This is a genomic window from Butyrivibrio hungatei (assembly GCF_900101605.1).
Classification (GTDB): domain Bacteria; phylum Bacillota; class Clostridia; order Lachnospirales; family Lachnospiraceae; genus Butyrivibrio; species Butyrivibrio hungatei_B.
The window spans coordinates 84101-104711 of sequence record NZ_FMUR01000014.1 but is presented as its reverse complement, the minus strand read 5'-3'; the positions used below and the strand labels follow the sequence as shown (position 1 = coordinate 104711).

Annotated in this window: 20 protein-coding genes, 1 tRNA gene and 1 rRNA gene; 6 read left to right on the top strand and 16 right to left on the bottom strand. The window is 42.3% G+C overall.

The window, feature by feature from the left end; genetic code table 11:
* The 8 genes from BLP87_RS11795 to BLP87_RS11760 form a co-directional block, all read right to left on the bottom strand.
* Positions 1-199: ribosomal RNA gene (locus BLP87_RS11795) — 16S ribosomal RNA — on the bottom strand; the annotation flags it as partial.
* A 225-nt stretch (positions 200-424) separates the two neighbouring features.
* A complete protein-coding gene (locus BLP87_RS11790) occupies positions 425-871 on the bottom strand; it encodes a CvpA family protein (protein ID WP_074462843.1) in 447 nt (148 codons plus the stop codon).
* Positions 872-916: 45 nt separating this feature from the next.
* The gene (locus tag BLP87_RS11785) at positions 917-2140 is read right to left on the bottom strand and encodes a DUF5711 family protein (RefSeq protein ID WP_074462842.1); all 1224 of its coding nucleotides are present in this window, start codon (positions 2138-2140) and stop codon (positions 917-919) included.
* A 70-nt stretch (positions 2141-2210) separates the two neighbouring features.
* On the bottom strand, positions 2211-3254 hold the full coding sequence (locus tag BLP87_RS11780) for an aldose epimerase family protein (RefSeq protein WP_074462841.1): 1044 nt from the start codon (positions 3252-3254) through the stop codon (positions 2211-2213).
* A gap of 30 nt (positions 3255-3284) precedes the next feature.
* Positions 3285-3884: a recombination mediator RecR gene (gene recR, locus BLP87_RS11775; RefSeq protein WP_074462840.1), complete on the bottom strand. Its 600-nt coding sequence runs from the start codon at positions 3882-3884 to the stop codon at positions 3285-3287.
* Positions 3884-4231 carry a YbaB/EbfC family nucleoid-associated protein gene (locus tag BLP87_RS11770; protein ID WP_074462839.1) on the bottom strand — a complete coding sequence of 116 codons (348 nt, stop codon included), beginning with the start codon at positions 4229-4231 and terminating at the stop codon, positions 3884-3886. Before BLP87_RS11770 ends, recR begins: the two co-directional genes overlap by 1 nt.
* Positions 4232-4233: 2 nt before the next feature.
* The gene (dnaX, locus tag BLP87_RS11765) at positions 4234-5832 is read right to left on the bottom strand and encodes a DNA polymerase III subunit gamma/tau (protein ID WP_074462838.1); all 1599 of its coding nucleotides are present in this window, start codon (positions 5830-5832) and stop codon (positions 4234-4236) included.
* A gap of 38 nt (positions 5833-5870) precedes the next feature.
* Positions 5871-6944 carry a 6-phosphofructokinase gene (locus BLP87_RS11760; RefSeq protein WP_074462837.1) on the bottom strand — a complete coding sequence of 358 codons (1074 nt, stop codon included), beginning with the start codon at positions 6942-6944 and terminating at the stop codon, positions 5871-5873.
* A 124-nt stretch (positions 6945-7068) separates the two neighbouring features.
* On the opposite strand from BLP87_RS11760, the gene BLP87_RS11755 reads away from it, so the two are divergent.
* A tRNA-Ser gene (locus BLP87_RS11755) sits at positions 7069-7155 on the top strand.
* Positions 7156-7292: 137 nt separating this feature from the next.
* Here BLP87_RS11755 and BLP87_RS11750 read toward each other — a convergent pair.
* From BLP87_RS11750 to BLP87_RS11735, 5 genes are all read right to left on the bottom strand, one after another.
* A complete protein-coding gene (locus BLP87_RS11750) occupies positions 7293-8459 on the bottom strand; it encodes a Yip1 family protein (RefSeq protein WP_074462836.1) in 1167 nt (388 codons plus the stop codon).
* A gap of 250 nt (positions 8460-8709) precedes the next feature.
* The gene (locus tag BLP87_RS11745) at positions 8710-9369 is read right to left on the bottom strand and encodes an NUDIX hydrolase (protein WP_074462835.1); all 660 of its coding nucleotides are present in this window, start codon (positions 9367-9369) and stop codon (positions 8710-8712) included.
* 8 nt (positions 9370-9377) lie between these two features.
* A complete protein-coding gene (locus BLP87_RS16095; RefSeq protein ID WP_175531841.1) occupies positions 9378-9548 on the bottom strand; it encodes a DUF6472 family protein in 171 nt (56 codons plus the stop codon).
* Positions 9545-9877, bottom strand: a complete 333-nt coding sequence (locus BLP87_RS11740; protein WP_026667800.1) for a cupin domain-containing protein — start codon at positions 9875-9877, stop codon at positions 9545-9547. The genes BLP87_RS16095 and BLP87_RS11740 overlap by 4 nt, the downstream gene beginning before the upstream one ends.
* A 47-nt stretch (positions 9878-9924) precedes the next feature.
* Entirely contained in the window at positions 9925-11484 is a 1560-nt protein-coding gene (locus BLP87_RS11735; protein WP_074462834.1) for an ASKHA domain-containing protein, read from the bottom strand.
* A 179-nt stretch (positions 11485-11663) separates the two neighbouring features.
* On the opposite strand from BLP87_RS11735, the gene BLP87_RS11730 reads away from it, so the two are divergent.
* The 5 genes from BLP87_RS11730 (at position 11664) to BLP87_RS11710 (ending at position 18423) form a co-directional block, all read left to right on the top strand.
* Entirely contained in the window at positions 11664-12869 is a 1206-nt protein-coding gene (locus BLP87_RS11730; protein WP_074462833.1) for an SPFH domain-containing protein, read from the top strand.
* 15 nt (positions 12870-12884) lie between these two features.
* Positions 12885-13940, top strand: coding sequence for a TFIIB-type zinc ribbon-containing protein (locus BLP87_RS11725; RefSeq protein ID WP_074462832.1), 1056 nt, complete (start codon positions 12885-12887; stop codon positions 13938-13940).
* A gap of 36 nt (positions 13941-13976) precedes the next feature.
* On the top strand, positions 13977-14870 hold the full coding sequence (locus BLP87_RS11720) for a TPM domain-containing protein (protein WP_083334593.1): 894 nt from the start codon (positions 13977-13979) through the stop codon (positions 14868-14870).
* Positions 14871-14972: 102 nt separating this feature from the next.
* The gene (locus BLP87_RS11715) at positions 14973-16739 is read left to right on the top strand and encodes a GGDEF domain-containing protein (RefSeq protein ID WP_074462831.1); all 1767 of its coding nucleotides are present in this window, start codon (positions 14973-14975) and stop codon (positions 16737-16739) included.
* The gene (locus tag BLP87_RS11710; protein ID WP_074462830.1) at positions 16732-18423 is read left to right on the top strand and encodes a GGDEF domain-containing protein; all 1692 of its coding nucleotides are present in this window, start codon (positions 16732-16734) and stop codon (positions 18421-18423) included. Before BLP87_RS11715 ends, BLP87_RS11710 begins: the two co-directional genes overlap by 8 nt.
* Here the strand turns inward: BLP87_RS11710 and BLP87_RS11705 are convergent.
* From BLP87_RS11705 to BLP87_RS11695, 3 genes are read right to left on the bottom strand one after another with little or no spacing between them, the layout of a single operon-like run.
* Positions 18418-19053 carry a hypothetical protein gene (locus BLP87_RS11705; RefSeq protein ID WP_083334592.1) on the bottom strand — a complete coding sequence of 212 codons (636 nt, stop codon included), beginning with the start codon at positions 19051-19053 and terminating at the stop codon, positions 18418-18420. The genes BLP87_RS11710 and BLP87_RS11705 overlap by 6 nt on opposite strands.
* Entirely contained in the window at positions 19050-19892 is an 843-nt protein-coding gene (locus tag BLP87_RS11700) for a metal ABC transporter permease (protein ID WP_074462829.1), read from the bottom strand. The genes BLP87_RS11705 and BLP87_RS11700 overlap by 4 nt, the downstream gene beginning before the upstream one ends.
* Complete coding sequence (locus BLP87_RS11695) at positions 19889-20602, bottom strand: metal ABC transporter ATP-binding protein (RefSeq protein ID WP_074462828.1); 714 nt, start codon at positions 20600-20602, stop codon at positions 19889-19891. The genes BLP87_RS11700 and BLP87_RS11695 overlap by 4 nt, the downstream gene beginning before the upstream one ends.
* Positions 20603-20611: the final 9 nt, after the last annotated feature.

Genomic DNA, 20611 nt, shown 5'->3' with positions numbered 1-20611 from the left:
CGCTTATGCGGTATTAACAGTCGTTTCCAGCTGTTATCCCCCAGTATGAGGCAGGTTGCCCACGCGTTACTCACCCGTCCGCCACTAAGAATTTACAAGAATCTGCCGAAGCTTCATCAGCGTAAATTCTCCGTTCGACTTGCATGTGTTAGGCACGCCGCCAGCGTTCATCCTGAGCCAGGATCGAACTCTCACGTTTAAAAGTTTAATCCGGCTAAGAACTTAAGCTTGGCTTTTCGTTCTGTCCGTTAATTTACATTTTTCTGAATTATTCTCTTTGGAATCTTTCAGGGTTGCATTACTGTTTACTTGTCAAAGTGCTTTGTTGTTGCTGTCCTCAGCGACAGCTTACTTAGAATATCACAGGCCTATAGCCGTGTCAATAACTTTTTTTTAAATTTTTTTATTATTTTATAAAACTTTTTTAAAACAGCCCTTTAATTTTCCCAAAAAGCCCTAACCATGCGGCTTGGAGCACTGTCAATAGTTTTATACCTGTAATATACTCAACCAGATATAAAATCGCTATCGCTTCGATTACTCCGAGTACGGCTCCGAGAATTCTATTAAAGCTCCCAAGCACCGGAACTTCCTTCATCTTTCTCAGGCTTTCTCCGATACCGGTCATAACCCTGTATACAACAAATGCCACTATCAGATATCCTATCTTTGGAATTATTCCTCCAAAGCTCTTATCAAGGACATTTTCTGTTATACCCATAATGAAATACACAGATGCAAATGTTGCCAAAACAGCAATTAAGCCTGCTGCTTCCGCAACCAGGCCAACATTTGCTCCATATGATATTCTCCATAAAATAATACAGATCACCGCGATTGTGATCACGATCTGTGAAATATCTATGCTCATAAAAACCTCTGTCTGTGCTTTCTTTTTAACACAACGATATCATTTTCACTTAAGCACCAATGTATCAATACTTTCTCTTGTTGCCAAAATAAAGTTACTCTTTGATCCTGTGGGTATCATTGTCCTTACAGGCTCTTCAAATTCCCCTTGATACTTAATTCTTCCGTTCATATCCTTTATCAGATATTCATTTTGATTATAGATAATGATCTGCTTGTTGCTGAAAACAATTTCTGCACTGTCTATGTCAAAATATGTAGTAAGAACGCGATTTCCCGCAGTGTTATACACCTGAAGCCTGTATGCTCCCTTATCGGAAGCTTCGGCAAACACAAGGCCCACGTATGAATCGTTGTATCTAACCGACCTTATCTCATCATCTTCTATCACTTCTTCTGCCTGTTTCTCAGGTTTCTGCGCGCCCGAATAAAACATGATCTTATCGGTCGAAACAGAAAAAGCCTTATCGGCGCTCATAAACTGAACGAACGGTGCAACCGAGTTATCATAGTTATATGAGCTGACAAGGTGCTCAGAAACATTTTTTCCGACATCTCCAAAATTATAAAAAGCAACTTTTGTCATTACTCTTCCGTTTTCTGGACCAAGATAAGACACGCACAGAAGCTGTCCGTTCGGAGATAAACTTATTTTCTGAGGGTATCCGTATCCCTTCATTGTCGTTTTGAATCTTGCAAGTTCTTCTCCCTGGGCGCTGTAAAGATATATCCATGCAACATCTTCTCCATCGAGAACTGCAGCAACAACGCCCTGCGATGATACACAAAAATCTCTTACAGGCATATTGGTATCTACTTTTCCAAGCAGCCCATTAATATCGCATACATAAATTTCATGGCCGTTGTCATCGCCTATAGCTATAGAATTCATACACGTTCTGGCTTTGGGATTCTGCATCTGATAGGGCTGTGTCCATAGTGCTTTTCCTGCCGAATCATAGCAGCTCACTCCATCTTTACTGCACCTCACCATATGTCCGCCGAGGCTTACAATCCTTGTGTCATCTTCAATGGATATCGGCACTCCTTTTACAGTTATAGCCTCAGAATATACCTTGTCACGCCAGCTTATATAAACAACCGAGACAAGAACCGTGCACGATACGGCAATAACCACCGCCCTTATAAAAACTTTGAGTTTGTGGCTCCTGATCTTTTCCTTGTAAGAGGTCTGCCTGCCGGATGCACCGCTCTTTTTTTTGCTATTCAATTTACCGGCATATGCACTAAAATCACGTACTTCCGCCAAGACAAACCTCCATAATATCAGTTTTTCCGCCGGATCACCGATTTCATCAATGATTCACTAAATCTTTGCTTTATACAAACTGATAGATTGTTGTTGTATCATAAACTTTATCAGGGCCAAAAACAGGCTTGGGGAAGCCTTCCTGATTGATAGAGTTGGGGTAAAACTGTGTTTCAAGACATACACCCTCTCTGCTCTTGTAGTTCACTCCACCCTTGCAGTTTTCTCCGCTAAGGAAGTTTCCGGCATAAAGCTGAACTCCCGGAAGATCTGTAAAGCATTTCATTGTTATTCCTGTTTTAGGCGATGAAAGAACCGCGATCTCTTTAATGGATCCGTCGGCATCATCGACAACATAGTTGTGATCGTATCCACCTACAGCCTTGAGCTGAGCATTGTCTGCCTCAATATCTTTTCCGATTGTCTTTTCCGCAAGGAAATCAAAAGGAGTTCCGGCAACATCCGCTATCTCACCTGTAGGAATAGCTGCAGAATCAATTACAGGTGTATAGTGTGACGCATTGAGCTTGAGCGTATGATCGAGGATAGATCCCGAATTCTGACCGCCAAGGTTAAAATATGCGTGGTTTGTCATATTGATAAGTGTATTGGCATCACTTGTTGCATTGTAATGAATAGACAATGAGTTGTCCTCAGAAAGAGAATATGTAACCTCAAAAACTCTGTTTCCTGCAAATCCAAGATCGCCGTCTGCAACTTTAAGAGTAAACTTAACGCAGTCATCACCTTCTACGGCGTCCCATACTCTCTTGTGGAATCCGTTATCCATATCGGTGTGAAGATTGTTGGGTCCGTCATTAACAGGAAGAGAGAACTCTTTTCCGTCAATCTTGTACTTCGCTTCACAGATTCTGTTCGCTGTAGGTCCTACTGTTGAACCAAGGAAGCATGAATTCTCGAGATATCCCGCGATATCATCGTATCCAAGGACCACATCAACAAGCTTCCCATCTTTATCGGGTACAAAAATATTCTTGATGGTAACGCCAAAGTTGATCACAACAACCTCAACATTATTTTTGTTTGAGATATGATACTCAAACACCTGCTCCTTATTTGGTGTTTCTCCAAATAACACTTTTTTTACTGCCATTTTTTACATTACCTCCATAATTTGTGAACCTTACAGTTCTGTTCTACCTTCCAAAGCCCTGAGCAAAGTAACTTCATCAATATATTCCAAGTCGCCGCCCACAGGAACACCGCTGGCTATTCTCGTAACCTTGATTCCCGTCGGCTTTATAAGCTTACTTATATACATTGCTGTTGTTTCACCTTCAAGACTTGAATTGGTCGCTACAATAACTTCCTCAACATCTTCTGTCTGAAGCCGCTGCATCAGCTCAGCCAGCCTTATATCCCCCGGACCAATTCCCAACATCGGAGAGATCGCACCATGCAAAACATGGTACACCCCTTCGTACTTCCCGGTTTTCTCATATGCAGCCAGATCTCTGGCATTTTCCACAACCATAATAATCTTATGATTTCTGTTCTGATTGCCGCATATAGGGCAGATATCTTCATCGGTAAGCGTACAGCACACTTTGCAGTAGTGTACATTTTCTCTCGCATTTGTTATTGAATCGGCAAGCTTTTTTACTCTGTCCTTAGGAAGATTGATTATATAAAAAGCAAGCCTCTGCGCCGATTTTCCACCTATTCCCGGCAGGGAAGCAAGTTCATCTATCAGCCGATTAATATGTCCGCTGTAAAGATCCATCAGAAAGGAAATCCTCCGCCTAATCCGCCTGTCATTTTGCCAATCATGGCTCCGCTTGCTTCATCAGCCTGCTTCATAGCCTCGTTGACTGCGGCAACTATCATATCCTGAAGCATCTCGACATCATCGGGATCGACCGCATCAGGTGATATAACTACGCTCTTCAAAGTCTTGTTTCCGAAAACAGTTGCCTCTACAGCACCGCCGCCGGACTTTGCAGTGAACTCTTTTGTCTCAAGTTCCTTCTGACTTTCCTCCATCTGGCGCTGCATTCTCTGCGCCTGTTTCATAAGATTGCTCATGTTTCCGGGCATTCCGCCTCCGGGGAAACCACCTCTTTTAGCCATTTCTAGTTCTCCTTTTCATCATCTTCCATAACTATATCAAAATTTATAGCTTGCAGGTTTACATAATTTTCTTCAAAAGTCTGCTGCGGCTCAATGTAGCGTGTCTCAAATGCCACATGCTTGCCGATAGAATTATCAAGAACATTTTGAAGATCCTCAGCCGACTGTCCCGAAGAATATTTATCGGCGAGTTGCTTGTTGTCAAAAACAATCTGCAATGTGTCATTGTTTCCAAGACTGAGCTTTGCCCTCTGCAGATATGTTTTCATGGGATTCTCCATTCCCGCGATAACTCTGGGCCAGTTTGTGACTATTCTCTTTATATCATCGGGAACCGCCTTATCCAGTACCTTTTTCTCTTTTACAATATTGGTATTTCCCGCTCCGGATACAGAACTTGCCGCAACAGCTATCTGTCCGCCCTGAATCCCCTTCAAAAGCTTTGTGTTCTCTTCATCATGCTTTTCAAGGAGCCTTAACCTGTCCTCAAGAGAATCCTGCCCCGGCTCCATCTGCGGTTTACACATCTTGATAAGCGTAATCTCTATCAGCACTCTCTTCTGCGTAGCAAATCTAAGCTGAGAAGAAAGTTCTGAAAAAATCCTGATATATCTGAGAAGGACATCTACATCAACACCCTCAGCCTGTTCCTTCAAGACCTTGAGGTTGTCGGTTGATATGTCAACAACATCTTCCATCTGATCCGAAGCCTGGATAAGCATGAGATTACGCAGATACCACACAAAATCATTAACAAACTGCGAAAGCTCTCTTCCCTGGACAACAACATCTGCCAATATCTTAAGCGCTTCATCCGCGTTTTGACTGTATATTGCGGAAAAGAGCTTGCTAAACACTTCCGTATCCACCGCTCCGAGCACATTAAGAACCTTGTCGTAGGTAAGCTCCTCGCCATAATTAAACGCAACGCACTGATCCAAAAGACTCAGCGAATCTCTCATTGAGCCGTCCGCCGTCTTTGCAATATATCTGAGCGCCCTCTCTTCAACAGTGATTCCTTCCGAATCCACAACTTCTTTAAGACGTTGCTCGATGTTATCCACAGTTATCCTGTGGAAATCATATCTCTGACACCTCGAAAGGATTGTGATGGGAATCTTGTGAACTTCCGTAGTCGCCAAAATAAACATAACATATGAAGGAGGTTCCTCAAGTGTCTTAAGAAGCGCATTAAAAGCGCCCGTAGATAACATGTGTACCTCGTCTATGATGTATACTTTGCGTTTTCCCTTTGTGGGCGAATAAGAAACTTCATCAATGATCTCTCTTACGTTATCAACACCGTTATTTGATGCGGCGTCGATCTCGATCACATTCATGCTGTTTCCCGCAGCAATCTCCCTGCACATCTCACACTCACCGCAAGGGCTTCCGTCTATCGGATTTTCACAATTAACGGCTTTTGCCAGAATCTTGGCAACAGAAGTCTTACCTGTTCCGCGTGTTCCGCAAAACAGGTAAGCATGTCCGACTCTGTCAGATCTGATCTGATTCTTCAGCGTGGTTACAATATGATCCTGTCCCTTTACATCTTCAAAAACAGGAGGTCTGAACTTTCTATATAGTGCAACATAACTCATCTACAATAATTGCTCCAAACAAAACTTTTATTAAATGCTCAATCTCCGAAGCAAACGCCCAAAGCCTTTGCCTCTTTGATTATTCCGGCATCAGGCGAAACAGATTTAAGCTTGCCCGCTATATCTTTAAGCGGAACTTTAACTATTTCTCTGTTCTTGTAAGCCACCATATATCCGTACTGCCTCTTAAGCACAAGCCAACCCGCTTCCGCTCCGAGCCTTGAAGCAAACACTCTGTCATACGGATCGGGTGCTCCGCCTCTCTGCATATGTCCGGGAACGGTAACTCTTACTTCATGCCCTGTCTTTTTCTGGATTGCTTCTGCAATCTCATATGAAACAGAAGGATATTTGCGATTGGCAACCTTCTCTTTATATTCTTTCTTGGAAAGCTTGGCGTCCTTCTTGGAAATCGCGCCTTCCGCAACTGCGATGATCGTAAATCTGCTACCGTGCTCATCACGCGCTCTTATCGCGTTGCATACCTTGTCTATATCATAAGGAATCTCAGGTATAAGGACAACATCCGCTCCGCCGGCTATTCCCGCATTCAGCGTAAGCCATCCGACCTTGTGTCCCATTACTTCAATGATAAATACTCTTCCGTGTGAATCGGCCGTCGTGTGGATATTGTCGATAACACCGGTCGCTATATCAACAGCACTCTGGAAACCGAATGTCATATCCGTTCCCCAAAGATCGTTGTCAATAGTTTTGGGAAGAGACACGATATTAAGTCCTTCCTCACTCAAAAGATTAGCAGTCTTCTGAGAGCCGTTTCCTCCGAGAACCACAAGACAATCCAGCTTTAACTTATAATAGTTCTGCTTCATTGCCTCTACTTTATCAAGTCCGTTCTCATCAGGATCCTTGATCGTCTTAAAAGGAGTTCTCGAACTTCCGAGTATTGTACCTCCTTTTGTAAGTATGCCCGAAAAATCTCTGGAAGTGAGCATACGAAAATCGCTGTAAATAAGCCCTTTGTAGCCATTCAAAAAACCGTAGAACTCAACTTCTTCTCCGCTATTGGCGATGCATTTCACAACACCTCTCATAGCAGCATTCAAAGCCTGACAGTCACCACCGCTTGTCAACATCCCGATTCTCATCATAATGAATATGCCTCCTCCTATTTTTTATCGCATACTACCGTTAATTATACAAAATAATATTCTCAATGCCAAGTTAATACCGATTGACGAAGCCCTGTTGAATCAGTATAATGTAAAACGTTACGGAGTCGTATCAAAGTGGTCGTAATGAGGCGCACTCGAAATGCGTTTGTCCTTTTTGGGCACGAGGGTTCGAATCCCTCCGACTCCGCTATATAAAATTGAAAAATGCTGTTTTAAGCAGTATTATCTTTTAACCATTCAAAAATGAGAGACCTTGCAAAAACTGCAAGGTCTCTCATTTTTTATTATGGCAAAAGCACATATCCCACTATACATTCATGCGGACTACTTAAGGAATGCATCGGGAATGTACAATTTAACTGAATTTGAATAGATAACAAAAAGTATTATCAGGAACATCAATATTACTGCAGAGTAAAGATACAGCATAGCGTTCTTGTTTCTCTTATATTTCTCAAATACAATACCGAATACCATACAGAGCACCACTATTCCAAAGATAAGATAGATGCCGATTCCAAGCATTGCTTTGATCATAGTAAAGAATATTGCAAGTATTATACAAGGTATCATAAATGCGGACTTGATACCCGCGATCGCAACAGCTTCCTTAAACTCGATATCGATATTCATCGCTCTTCCGGCAGCGTACATAAGAAGCGCAAACACTACCGCAAGAAGTGCCGAGAACAGCATAGCAAGGATAAAAGATCCTCCCGCTGAAAATGTATATCCCGACAGATCCATGAAAGGAAATACCTGTTCCTGCATCTCGTTATTGATCTTACAGATCACAACCGCAACGAAAATTGATGAGAACAAAATCTGAGCCACCATAAAGATGAGCGCAGATGTAAAATTCTTTCCTGCCGCAAAACTTGCTCCATTTGTTACAGGCTTGCTGAACAGATCGACAAATCTTGCAAATGCCTCAGATGCATCCTCTTTAATCGCAACAAAATCTATTTCAGGAGCTTTTGCCTTACGCTTTGCTTCGGGCTTTTCAGGCGTTTCAACCTTTGCTTCCTCCTGCTTCTTTTCTTCCTTAACTCCCAAATCGGAAACCATGCTAAACACCGGCTTAACAGGTGCTTTCTCCTCAGCCTTTTCCTCTACAGCCTCTACGGTCTCTGCGATTTCTTCAACTTTTTCCTCTGTCTTTTCTTTTACTTCGACTTCTTCCTTAGTCTCCTCTTTCTCTTCCTTTACCGCAGCCTTAACTTTTGTCTTTTTTACAGCCTTCCTTTCAACTTTTTCCTCTGATGCGGTTTCATTTGACTCCATCTCTTCAGCAAATGTTTCTGTCTTTTTTGCGCGGGTAGATTTTCTTCTGGGTTTAACCTTACGCTCCTCCTCGCCAAATTCACCTTTATCCATCAGATCAAAAACTTTTCTTATCTCATTATTGGCTTCACGTTTATTCTGTGCTTGCGCGCATGTACAAAGTTCTCCATCCGCAAGTTCTTTTCCACAATATTCGCACACACCCATCTCTATTACCTCCTGCTATCCAATCCCCCTCTATCGCATGCCTCGAATAAAGTGTCTGATAGCCTGTTTCTAAATTGATAAATATATTTTACTTGATAATTAACATTTCAAGTATATTCATGTTACCATTCTTGTTACCATTACGTCAATATGTAATTGTAATAATCTACGAAAAATAATACCGACTACAGACGAAATCGCCTATAATCGGTATTTTAATAAAATTTATTCTGTTAAAAAGTCGTTATCTTCATTTCTTCCACATATCGCTCAAAAAATACATAAGTGCAGACCATGTATACACCGAATAGTAGTGTCCTCTGTCGTCCAGCCCATTCTTTAACAACTCTTTTGCCTTAGCTTTATCAACAAGAACAAATCCGTCAAAGCACTCCTGTCCTTCTGCTCCCGACTGTGTAAGAGCCGACAGATCATGGCCTTTTAGAACAACTCCGACAAGCGCATTGCTCTCATCCGTCATTCCGGGCGTACTGAACAAAAGAGGATTGATAACAAATATTTCATCTTTGGTCTCATCAACAACTATTCCTGTTTCCTCATGGATTTCCCTTATCGCTGTCGTGATCACGGGAGACTTGGCACTCTTATCTTCCGGATCCACAAGCCCAGCGGGAACTCCAAGCAGGAATCGTCCGACAGGGTATCTGTATTCATATGAAAGAAGAAGCTTTGGCTCATCGCCGTCTTCAATTATCACAACGCAGCTGACCGCATCGGGAACCATCTTCGCAAATTCTTCCTCATTCTTGACAGAAACAAGCTCCTCAAGTGGCCTTCTTGTCGCATCAAAATAATGTCTGCCCTCTTCATACTGAAGGTCGAAAACCCTGATAAATCCTTTATCAAGGACTGTTTTAACTTTTTCTTTTGTAATCTTTGGTCCTTCCATAACCCACCTCACATCTGATGTCTTACCACTTTGTATTCATCATTGTCCTGATAATACGGACAGTCCTTGTTGTTTCCGGACATAAGCCTATAATAATCGTCTTCATCCATATTTACCATACATGTATAACATTCCCAGTCTTCATCATATACATAATTGGCACAAGTATCACAGATCATACGAAATCCTCTCTCATGGGATTAAAGATATCAAGAAGAACACCTTTTTCAAGGCAAACGCAGCCGTGCTCGACGCTGTCTGTCTTAAGCATGGTATCTCCGGCTTTGACAATCTTTTTTATCCCATCAATCTCAAATTCAAACTTTCCGCTCACAACATAAGTAATCTGCGTATGCGGATGGTGATGAAGGGCTCCTATAGCACCTTCCTCAAAAGTATTCTCAACGCACATCAGGTCTTTGCTGTACGCAAGAACCCTTCTCACTACGCCATTACCCTGATCCTCAGGCTTAACATCATCATAAAAAACCCATCTATCGTCTAACATAATTTAATCCTCCGGAAATCTTACACATTAATTTCAATCCCATAATATCAGAAATTCATCGCATCAACAAAAGAATCGTCAAAGTCTTCTTTATTGGCGAGCACAACCTCCGTTGCACATTCACTTATCTTATTCAGATTAGATAAAGCTTCCTCTTTTCTTCCGGTAATAATCTCAGAAAGCAATTTCACTGCGCCTTTTAGTGCACTGTTCCCGATACTCTCGGCTTTTCCTGCAAAGCTGTCGGGAAAAAGCCTGATATACCTTATCCTATCATAATTAAGATTCGTTCCAAATCCGCCTGCAACATACACCTTGTCAGGAGCATCATCTCCTACAAGTTCTTTAAGTCCTGTGTAGACCGCGCCCTTTGCAAGCTGGATCATTCTTATATCCTGCTGAGTCACAGTCAGTTCAGCGTCGTCCGTAAGGGCAAAGCCCTCGTCAAAAAACTCATCTGCAAGAAGCCCGCTCTTATCGGCAATCCCATTTCGTACAAGCTCAGAAACCGCCTCCATTATGCCCGTTCCGCACAGTCCTATGGGTGCTCTACCACCTATGGTACTTATTTTCGTAAAAAAGCCGTTGTCGCGGCTACCATCTATATAAACCCTGCATATCGCGCCGGGCACGGACGCAGTTCCGCAGGATATTCCGCCGCCTTCAAATACGGGGCCTGCCGCGGTCGAAGTCACCTTAAGATTCTTTCCGTCAAAAAAGGCCATCTCCCCGTTGGTTCCAAGATCCAAGAGCAGTTCTTTTCTATTCTTTTTATTTATAATATCTGAATAGTATATTCCCGAAACAATGTCCGCTCCGACAAATGCAGATATTCCCGGCATTGTCACAAGCTTTGTCCCAAACATCTCAGTTTCATATACGCAATTATCAACCGGCTTATACGGATATTTTCCGAGTCCCTCGATATCAAGGCCTCTGAAAATATGAAGCATCGTGGTATTTCCCGTAACAACTATCGCGGCCAAGTCTCCTGAAGCTCTTTTACCAAGTTTTTCAATCAATGCTGAAATATCATCAAGCACCAACTCTCTGAGTTCATCAAGCTTTTCCTTGTTTCCCACACTACCTAAGCCGGACGCATACGCAATCCTCGATATAACATCCGCGCCGACACGCCTCTGATGATTTATACCGCCTGCCGTATCTATTATTTCTTTTTCCCCGTCAAGCGACACTCCCACAAGCGCCGCAGCGATCGTAGTCGTACCGATATCAACAGCGATCCCGTATCTGTCATATTTTTTCTCGGAAAAAGAGCTCTTTGCGGTCTCTGCAACAATATCCTCTTCGGAAGATTCCACGCCATCTATACACACCTTGCAATCCGTTTCAAGACTGCACCTGCACAAAAGTCTTACGCCCTGCGCAATTTCTTTTTCACTTAAAAAACTCTTATCGAGTGTATTCGGATAAGGCGCGCCCTCCGTGAATCGCACTTTGCACTTCCCGCATCTGCCCACTCCGCCGCACGGATAAGATGCCTCAAAACCCGCATCCGCAAGAAGCCCTTTTAACTGCTTTCCTTTAAGGGTTTCAAGAGTAACATTATTATTTTTGTATTCAATGCCGATCCTGATTTTCTTCACTCTTACCACCGCGCAAACTGTTTTTTTCTACTTTAGAGTATCATACCATTATTTTCCCGATATTATAGTTTTTTAAGATTAAATGTGCGAAAATATTACTTGTAAACTCACAAAAAATCTAAAATAAACAGAGGTTTTCCACAATATACTCTGAATTTTAGTTATGAAAGGAGACAGTTATGGGGCTTATTCAAGCAGCAATGGCAGCCGGAGGCAGCGTACTCGCCGATCAGTGGAGAGAGTATTTTTACTGTCCTTCATTATCAAACGACACATTACTTACAAAAGGTGAAAAAAAGGCCGGAAGAGGCTCAAATAAAAAAGGATCCGACAACGTGATCTCAGACGGATCAATCATCGCTATCAACGAAGGTCAGTGCATGATCCTTGTTGATCAGGGACAGATTACCGAGATCTGCGCCGAGGCAGGCGAATTCGTATACGACGTTTCAACCGAATCTTCAATCTTTTACGGAAACTTAAGCGAATCTATCGTAAACAGTTTCAAGGAATTCGGAAAAAGAGTTGGATTCGGAGGAGTTGCTCCCAAAGACCAGCGCGTATATTTCATAAATACAAAAGAAATCCTCGGAAACAAATACGGCACGGTCAATCCCGTTCCATTCCGCGTAGTTGACACAAATATCGGCCTTGATATGGATGTAAGCATCAAATGTCACGGCGAATACAGTTACAGAGTTGTTGATCCCGTTCTTTTCTACAAGAACATCTGCGGAAACGTGGAGGGATCTTTCACCAAGGAAAAAATTGATTCGCAGCTTAAGAGTGAGCTTCTCACAGCTCTTCAGCCCGCATTTGCAAAGATCTCCGAGATGGGCATAAGATACAGCGCGCTTCCCGGTCACACAACCGAGATTGCAAACGCTCTCAACGAAGTTCTTTCAGATAAATGGGCAGGATTCTACGGAATCACCATTACAAGCTTTGGCGTAAGCTCTGTAATCGCAAACGAAGAAGATGAAAAGACTATAAAAGAGCTTCAGCGCGCAGGCGCACTAAGAAATCCCAACATGGCCGCCGCCACTATCGCAAGTGCACAGGCACAGGCTATGCAAGATGCAGCAAAAAACACCGCAGCAGGCCCTATGATGGCATTCGCGGGAATGAACATGGCTCAGCAGGCAGGCGGGTTGAACGCAAACCAGCTCTTTGCTATGGGAGCGCAGCAACAGCAAGCACAACAAGCTCAGCCCGTACAGAACCAAGCTGCCGCAGAATCATGGACGTGTTCCTGCGGTTCTGTGAATACAGGTAACTTTTGTCCAAACTGCGGTTCCAAAAAGCCCGCAGCAACATGGACATGTTCTTGCGGAACAGTAAACGACGGAAACTTCTGCACAAGTTGCGGTTCACCGAGACGCTAATCTATCGAGGATAATATGGCTTTACAAGAATACGAATGCCCCGCCTGTGGCGGGGCTATGGAATTTAATCCCAAAACCCAGAAGCTGAAATGCCCGTATTGTGATTCTGAATTTGATGTAAAAGACTATGTGGCAAACCACAACTCAAACAGCACCGGGATTGCCGCGGAAAGCACATCCGAAAACGGCGTGGAAAGCGAACCGCTTTTTATCTATACGTGCGGATCATGCGGCGGAGAGATCATCACAACAGACTCACTCGGATCCACAAAGTGTCCCTTCTGTAGCAATAACGTTGTTGTAAAAGAGAAATTTACCGGCGAATTTAAACCGGACTACATAATTCCTTTTGCAAAGACCAAAGAGGACGCCGTTAGCACCTACAAAAGCTATGTGGCTGCAAGAAAACTTATACCGCCAGTCTTTGCAGAGCAGAATCACATAGATGAGATACGTGGAATTTATGTGCCTTTCTGGCTCTACGATGCCACCGAACATTTCAGCGGCGAATATAAAGCAACAAAGCATAGAAGGTGGTCAGATTCAAAATACTATTACACCGAGACCAAGTATTACAGCGTGCTTCGTGAAGGTACCGAAAGTTTCAATCAGGTGCCCGTTGATGCTTCAAAGGAAATGCCCGACGATCTCATGGATTCCCTTGAACCGTTTGACAGAAGCAAGATGATCTCATTTAACATGGGCTATCTCGCAGGATTTCTGGCAAACAAATACAATGTCAGTTCCGATGAATCAATCTCAAGAGCACTGTCGCGAATGGAAAATACGACTACTTTTGACTTCCGGCAGACAATTTCGGGATATGACTCGTTAACGCCTGTGAATGTTTCGTGCAATACGGTTAAATCCTCTCACAAATATGCCCTTTATCCGGTGTATATACTTAACACAAGCTGGAACGACAAAAACTATCTTTTTGCCATGAACGGACAGACCGGTAAATTTGTGGGAAAGCTTCCTTTCAGCTTCACACAGGCCTTGAAATACTATATACCGTTCGCACTTGGATTCACTGCGATTGCTTATATTGCACTGTTCTTTTTTATGTAACTTCGCTATACCAAAGGGTTATTACAATAAAACATTATGAAAAAAATACTTTCAACAAATAAACATATACATATATTGGGGCTTATCTCCGCGATTTTCATCTTTCTTTTTACAAGCCTTATGACTTACGCAGACCAATCGCCTCTTTGGGACGATTACACGGTTCCCGCTACAAGACAAAAAGAAAGACTTCTTGATGAAGCAGAACTTTTAAGCTCATCCGAACAGGCTGAAATACTGGGTAGGCTTAACGAGATCAGCGAAAAACAGCGCTGCAACGTAGTCATCCTCACCGTCAATTCACACCCCGGAAGCATCGAAGCTTTTGCTGACGATTACTTTGATTACAACGGCTTCGGCGCTGATTTTAACGACACGGGAATTCTGTTTGTCCTTTCAATGGAGACAAGGGAATGGGCAATAAGCACAGCCGGTGACGGAATCCCTGCTTTCACCGACTACGGGCAGGAAGAAATGACAGATGAAATGCTGCCCTATCTAAAGGATGGCAATTATTACGGCGCATTCGAAGTTTATATTGATACAGCCGACCGGTACCTTGATCAGTTTCATGCAGGAACTCCGTATGATATCGAAAGCAGCTCAAGAACTGCATATGATTCCGAAAGCAACTATGATCCTAAGAGTCACATCTTTCTGAGCATCATAATAGGACTTGCTACCGCGATCATACCTATCGCTGTTATGGCAGCCAAGCTAAACACCGTTCATATCAACAACAGCGCCTCGGAATACCGCACCCATGACGGAATTCATATGAATATCCACACCGATACATTCCTTACAAGCCATGTCTCAAGAACAAGAAAATCCGAAAATAACGGTTCAAGAAGCCATTCGGGAGGTGGAAGTTCTTTTCACACATCAAGTTCCGGTCACTCTCACGGAGGCAGTCACGGTCACTTCTGATATAATTTGTATATTTATTTTTTATCATTTCTTTATTAACTGTTTTATGTAAATAAAGCCTTCTTTGAGCTATACTAGATATAAGGTCAAAGGAGGCTTTTTTTGAAAAACTATGCAAAGATGCAAGCAGCCATTTTGGGCATATTGGCTATAGTCATAATGGCTTCTTCCATCTTATTTCTTGGATCTGCGAAACTTAATACCCCTCCAAAAAAAGATATTGTTCAGTTGGACTCCGGCTGGACTATTTCGCATGGAAAAAAGACTTATACTGTAGATTCTCTTCAAGATGCAAATCTTGGCATGGTAAACAATAAAGAAATTGTTATTTTGGAAAGCACTCTCCCTAACTCCGAGATTTATCCCGCATCAATCCAATTCCGTTCCATTCTTGCCACAGTTGATGTATATGTAGACAATGACCTTATCTATACATATGGTCATCTTATTGCCGATGATAAAAAAATGGTTCCCAAGATGCAGAACTTTATTTCTCTCCCTACAGGCTACTCCGGAAAAAAATTAAAAATCGTGATGGTATCCTGTGAAGATGAGGCCTTCTCAGGCTTTTCAAACATATACTTCGGCACATTCAGCGACATATCAACCTATCTTCTCCAAAAAAACAGACTCTCCCTTATAATAGGAGCCTTTCTTTGCATTTTTGGTTTCATATTGTTAATACTGGCTCCAATCCTTACTTTCTCGGATTTCCATGACTACAGTATTATCTTCAGTGCCCTCACTTCGCTTTCAATGGGCATTTATATTTTGTGTTACAACGATATATTCTGGTTCTTCACAGATCACGCAAGCATAGCCAACTTTTTGGAATATTTCTCTCTTTTCTCCATTCCTGCCGTTAACGCAGGCTTTGTCATGTCCTCCAAACAGACCAAACACCTGCTGCTTTGCAAGATCTTTTTGATTGTTGATGTAGGCTTCATGATCGTAACCTCAGCTTTCCATGTTTTAAACATTATCCACATATGCAGATTTATCCTGTGCCTCCACATACTTGCCATTGTGGAAGGTCTCTCTATCATCGGCTCCATTGTAATTACGATTATATCAAGAGCCAAAAGCAGAAAAGAATTTGATACAAGGATATATTCCACAGATCTGCTCATTGTCGGATTCATCCTTTTGCTCGGCTGTTCAATGATAGATATCATCAAGTTTAATGTCCTTAAATACCTTAAGATGGGCGAAGTCAATGCAACAATAAGCTTCATGACGATAGGCTCCTTTTTCTTCATGCTCTGCCTTTTGATCAACTACTTCTATCATTGTATTGAATATATCAACGAATCAACAGTTCAAAGCCAGCTTGAAGGTCTTGCATACACAGACTCTCTGACCAGGCTTTCAAACAGGGCCAAGTGCGAACTTTCACTTGCAAACACAAAAGGCCGCTACACAATAATCAGTATCGATCTCGATTATCTGAAATATACAAACGATAACTATGGGCATTCTGCAGGCGATACCTTGCTTAGCGGCTTTGCAACCATGTTAAAGAGCAGTTTCATAGATGCTTCGCTTGTCGGAAGAATGGGCGGCGATGAATTCATTGTTGTGCTTCCCTATATTGATGCTTCAAGAAGAGACACCGATCTCGCAATTCTATCGGAACTTATGAATTACAGAAACGGAAAGAACAGTACAATACATTACTCTGCCTCCTGGGGATATGCGGAAAGTCTGGATCCTTCGCTTAACAATCCCTCTGCACAGCTTGTTTATCTTCTTGCAGATAAGAGAATGTATTCAATGAAAAAGAAACATCACAACGAATCACTCGGCAGATTATACAGTGACCTTATGAAAAGCCAGGTAAGCAAGGAGGTGAGCCCAAGTAATGCGTAAACGAATTTTACCGATCATTGTGCTCAGCAGTCTTACTGCCCTCGTAATATTCCTTGCATGCTTTTGGTTTCTCGATATGACTCATGACTATCCTTCCGTTCAGTTCAACTCAAACTGGACCGTAAGAGTAGGAAATGAAGAATATCCTCATGTAAAACTAACAGAGATCAACAGCCTTTTTTCAACTACCCCAAAACGTGGTGACACTGTCATCATGTCGCTTAACATGCCGTTTATTGGGGATATTCCGCTTCCCGCCATTGTATTTAGAACAAATTATTCCACGATCAAATGCTACCTTGACGGAGAACTCATATATGAATACGGAACGGCCAAATATGAAAACAACAAGTTTGTCGGAAGAAGATATCACTTTATAACTCTGCCCAGACACTATAGGCGCAGCTATTTATCTTTTAGACTTACAGCATCCGAAAAAGACGCCTTTTCATTCTTTGATCCGGTATATTTCGGGAATTATCCGGATCTTTTGACATTCATCATCAGCAATAACCAATTTGTGATTCTTATCGGAATGTTTCTCATTATATTTGGTCTTTTCCTGCTGACACTGAGTCTTCTGTTTGTTACGTACCTGCCGGAATTAAAAATACAGCTTTTTGCATCAATCCTATGTATAAACATAGGATTATATCTCATGTCTTATTCAAACATGCTGTCATTGTTTATAAACAATGATATTGAGACGGAACTCGAATATATGACACTTTGTCTCTTTGTTCCGCTGTGCTACATAATCCTATACTTTATGAAAGAAATAAAGCTAAAAAAGACAATCATAGTTTTATTTATCGCAAGCTTGATAATACCGATTTTTCAGCAGGTGTTATACTATACGTTTTCCATTCACATGAAACGCACCCTGATATTGTTTGACATAAACGCACTTATAATCTACGGTCTGATAGTCTATTGCTTTATCAGAACAATAATAAAAAAGAAAGCCCTCTTTATCGAAGATATGCAGATGGTCGGAATGTTCGTACTATCCACTTCGGGCTTCATCCACCTTATAGGTTATACACTGACAACAACTCGTATTTTGCCCGCTCAGACAGCAACATTCCCGATAATAGGCCTTGGCGCGATTATCTTTGCCATGTCGCAGCTGGCATATTACCTGCTGTACATCACCAAATCTTTTGCCCGAAAAAAAGAACGTGAATCGCTTGTCCACCTTGCCTACGCAGACGGACTGACAGATCTCCCCAACAGAGCAAGCGCGGACAGAACAATGAAAGAGCTCGATAAATCAAAAAACGATTACTGCATCCTCAGTATCGACTTAAACGGACTAAAACCTGTAAATGACAAGCTGGGCCACCCCGAAGGTGATAAATATATTTTGGATTTCTCAAAGATACTCACAGGAACTTTTGAAGAACACGGAATGTGCGCCAGAATTGGCGGAGACGAATTTCTTGTAATAATAAAAGACGCCGGTTCACTCGATATCGATGATCTGATAGGTCGAATGAACAGCGCCCTCGATGTTATGAATGCAATCTATCCGATATATACAAGAAGTGTCGCAGCTGGTTACGCATACAGCCACGAATGCCCCGAAAAAAGTTCGCACGAAGTCTATCTTCTTGCAGACAAACGCATGTATGAAAACAAAAAGATCATGCACGAAAAGCTTGGAATAGATGCCAGATTATGATTCACACAGTTTGGCATTTCTGAGTGTACAATACTGATACTCCCCTTCTTTGTACAGATCAAAAACTCCTTCGACCGTTATCGGATCTGCTTCTTTAGGGTAGTTATCGGGATATTTGTAATCCTCTGTAAGCTCAAATTCAACACCCTGCGAGCAACACGCCGTTGCATCTTTTATGATGCACGCAAAGTAGCGCTTACCCGTATCCTCGGCAATGTATTCGGAATAATTTCCTGTCATCTTGATAGTTTTTCCGACAAAATTCTCCGGATAATACATCATGTTGTAAACGGTTGTATATATCATTGTCGAAGACTGCTTGGTAAGATCGACATAATCGCCTTCTACATCAATCTCCTCTGCGGTATGAAAACTTGATGCAGCCGCAGAACTGTCTGAAGCGCCCAGGATATCATCATAAGAAGCATCTTCATCCTCTTCTTCATATTCGCCGTACTCTGCGATCAAAGATGACATATCACTTGCCGCATTCTGCTCCGCTATCAAATCGTCTATAGTTTTGGCGCCGTTCCCCGGCTTTGATCTCGCCACGTCAGAATCATCCGCACATCCCGAAGTAATAAGCACGACCAATGTCAATGCCGCTATATATCTCATTTTTTTCATCATGCTTTTCCTCCTGTTCCTTTTCCGATAAAATATGCCACTGCAAAAACAAAAACATCAACCGCTACAATAGTAGATCCGACCGGCGTTCCGGCAAGCATCGATATAAGCATTCCGGCTATTGCACATATAACTGATGAGATAGCCGAAAATATCGTTACACTCCTGAAATTCTTTAAGATACTCATCGCTGAAAGCGCAGGGAATATCACAAGTGCCGATATGAGAAGCGAACCTACAAGGTTCATCGAAAGCACTATTATCACCGCAATCATAACTGCAATGATGAAATTATATGCATCCGCTTTTACACCTGTGGCCTTTGCAAAGTCCTCATCAAAAGTAACCGCAAATATCTTGTTGTACATAAAAAGAAACAATGCCACAACAATGATCGACAACACCACGCATACCATTACTTCCGACATCGTAAGCGTAAGTATCGACATCGAGCCAAACAATGTGCTGCACACATCTCCCGAGAGATTCGCCGAAGTAGAAAATTTATTTATGATAAGATAACCGAACGCCAGCGCTCCTACTGAGATCATCGCTATCGCGGCATCTCCCTTTATCTTTGCGTTATTCCCGTTTCTTAAAAGAAAAACAGCACAAACAACAGTTATCGGCAATATAATGGCTGTCTGATTTGCAATCTTTAGCACACTTGCGATTGCCATCGCACCAAAAGCCACATGCGAAAGTCCGTCACCTATAAATGAATATCTCTTAAGAACAAGTGTCACTCCGAGAAGCGACGACGACAATGCTATAAGTGTTCCGACAATAAATGCATAAACAACAAACGGATATTGAAAATATTCCACTAACTTTTCTATCATGCAAGCTCGCCTCCTTCCATATTTTTCATGAATAACTCAGAGGCATTACTCGATACATACTCTTCTTTGGTGCCAAAAAACAAAGTTTTCCCGATATGAAGTATGTGACTTGCATACTTTACGGAAGCGGCTATGTCATGCGATACCATAATTATCGTAACTCCGCCGTCATTCAGTTCTTTTATAAGTTCATACATCTCATATGTAACTTTGGGATCAAGTCCGGAAACAGGTTCATCCAGAAGCAGCACCTTGGTGGTGGCACAAAGAGCCCTTGCCAGAAGAACTCTTTGCTGCTGCCCACCGGATAATTCCCTGTAACATCTTTTTTTCAGGTCGCTTATTCCCATCCTCTCCATATTCTCACGGGCAAGTTTCCTCTCTTTTTCCGTGTAAAAAGGCCTTAGTCCCATACGAGACTGACATCCCGAAAGAACAATCTCAAATACGGATGCCGGAAAATCCCTTTGAACAACCGTCTGCTGAGGCAGATAGCCGATCTCATTCTTTTTTAGCCCATCGCCGAACAGAATCTGTCCCCCAACAGGTGCCTGCAATCCCAGCATTGTCTTCATAAGAGTCGTCTTACCCGAACCGTTTTCTCCGACAATGCACAGATAGTTTCCTTTTTCAACTTTGAAATTCAAATTATCAACAACCACAGTCCTATCGTATCCAAGCGACAAATTCTGTGCGGAAATGAACGACATTATAATACC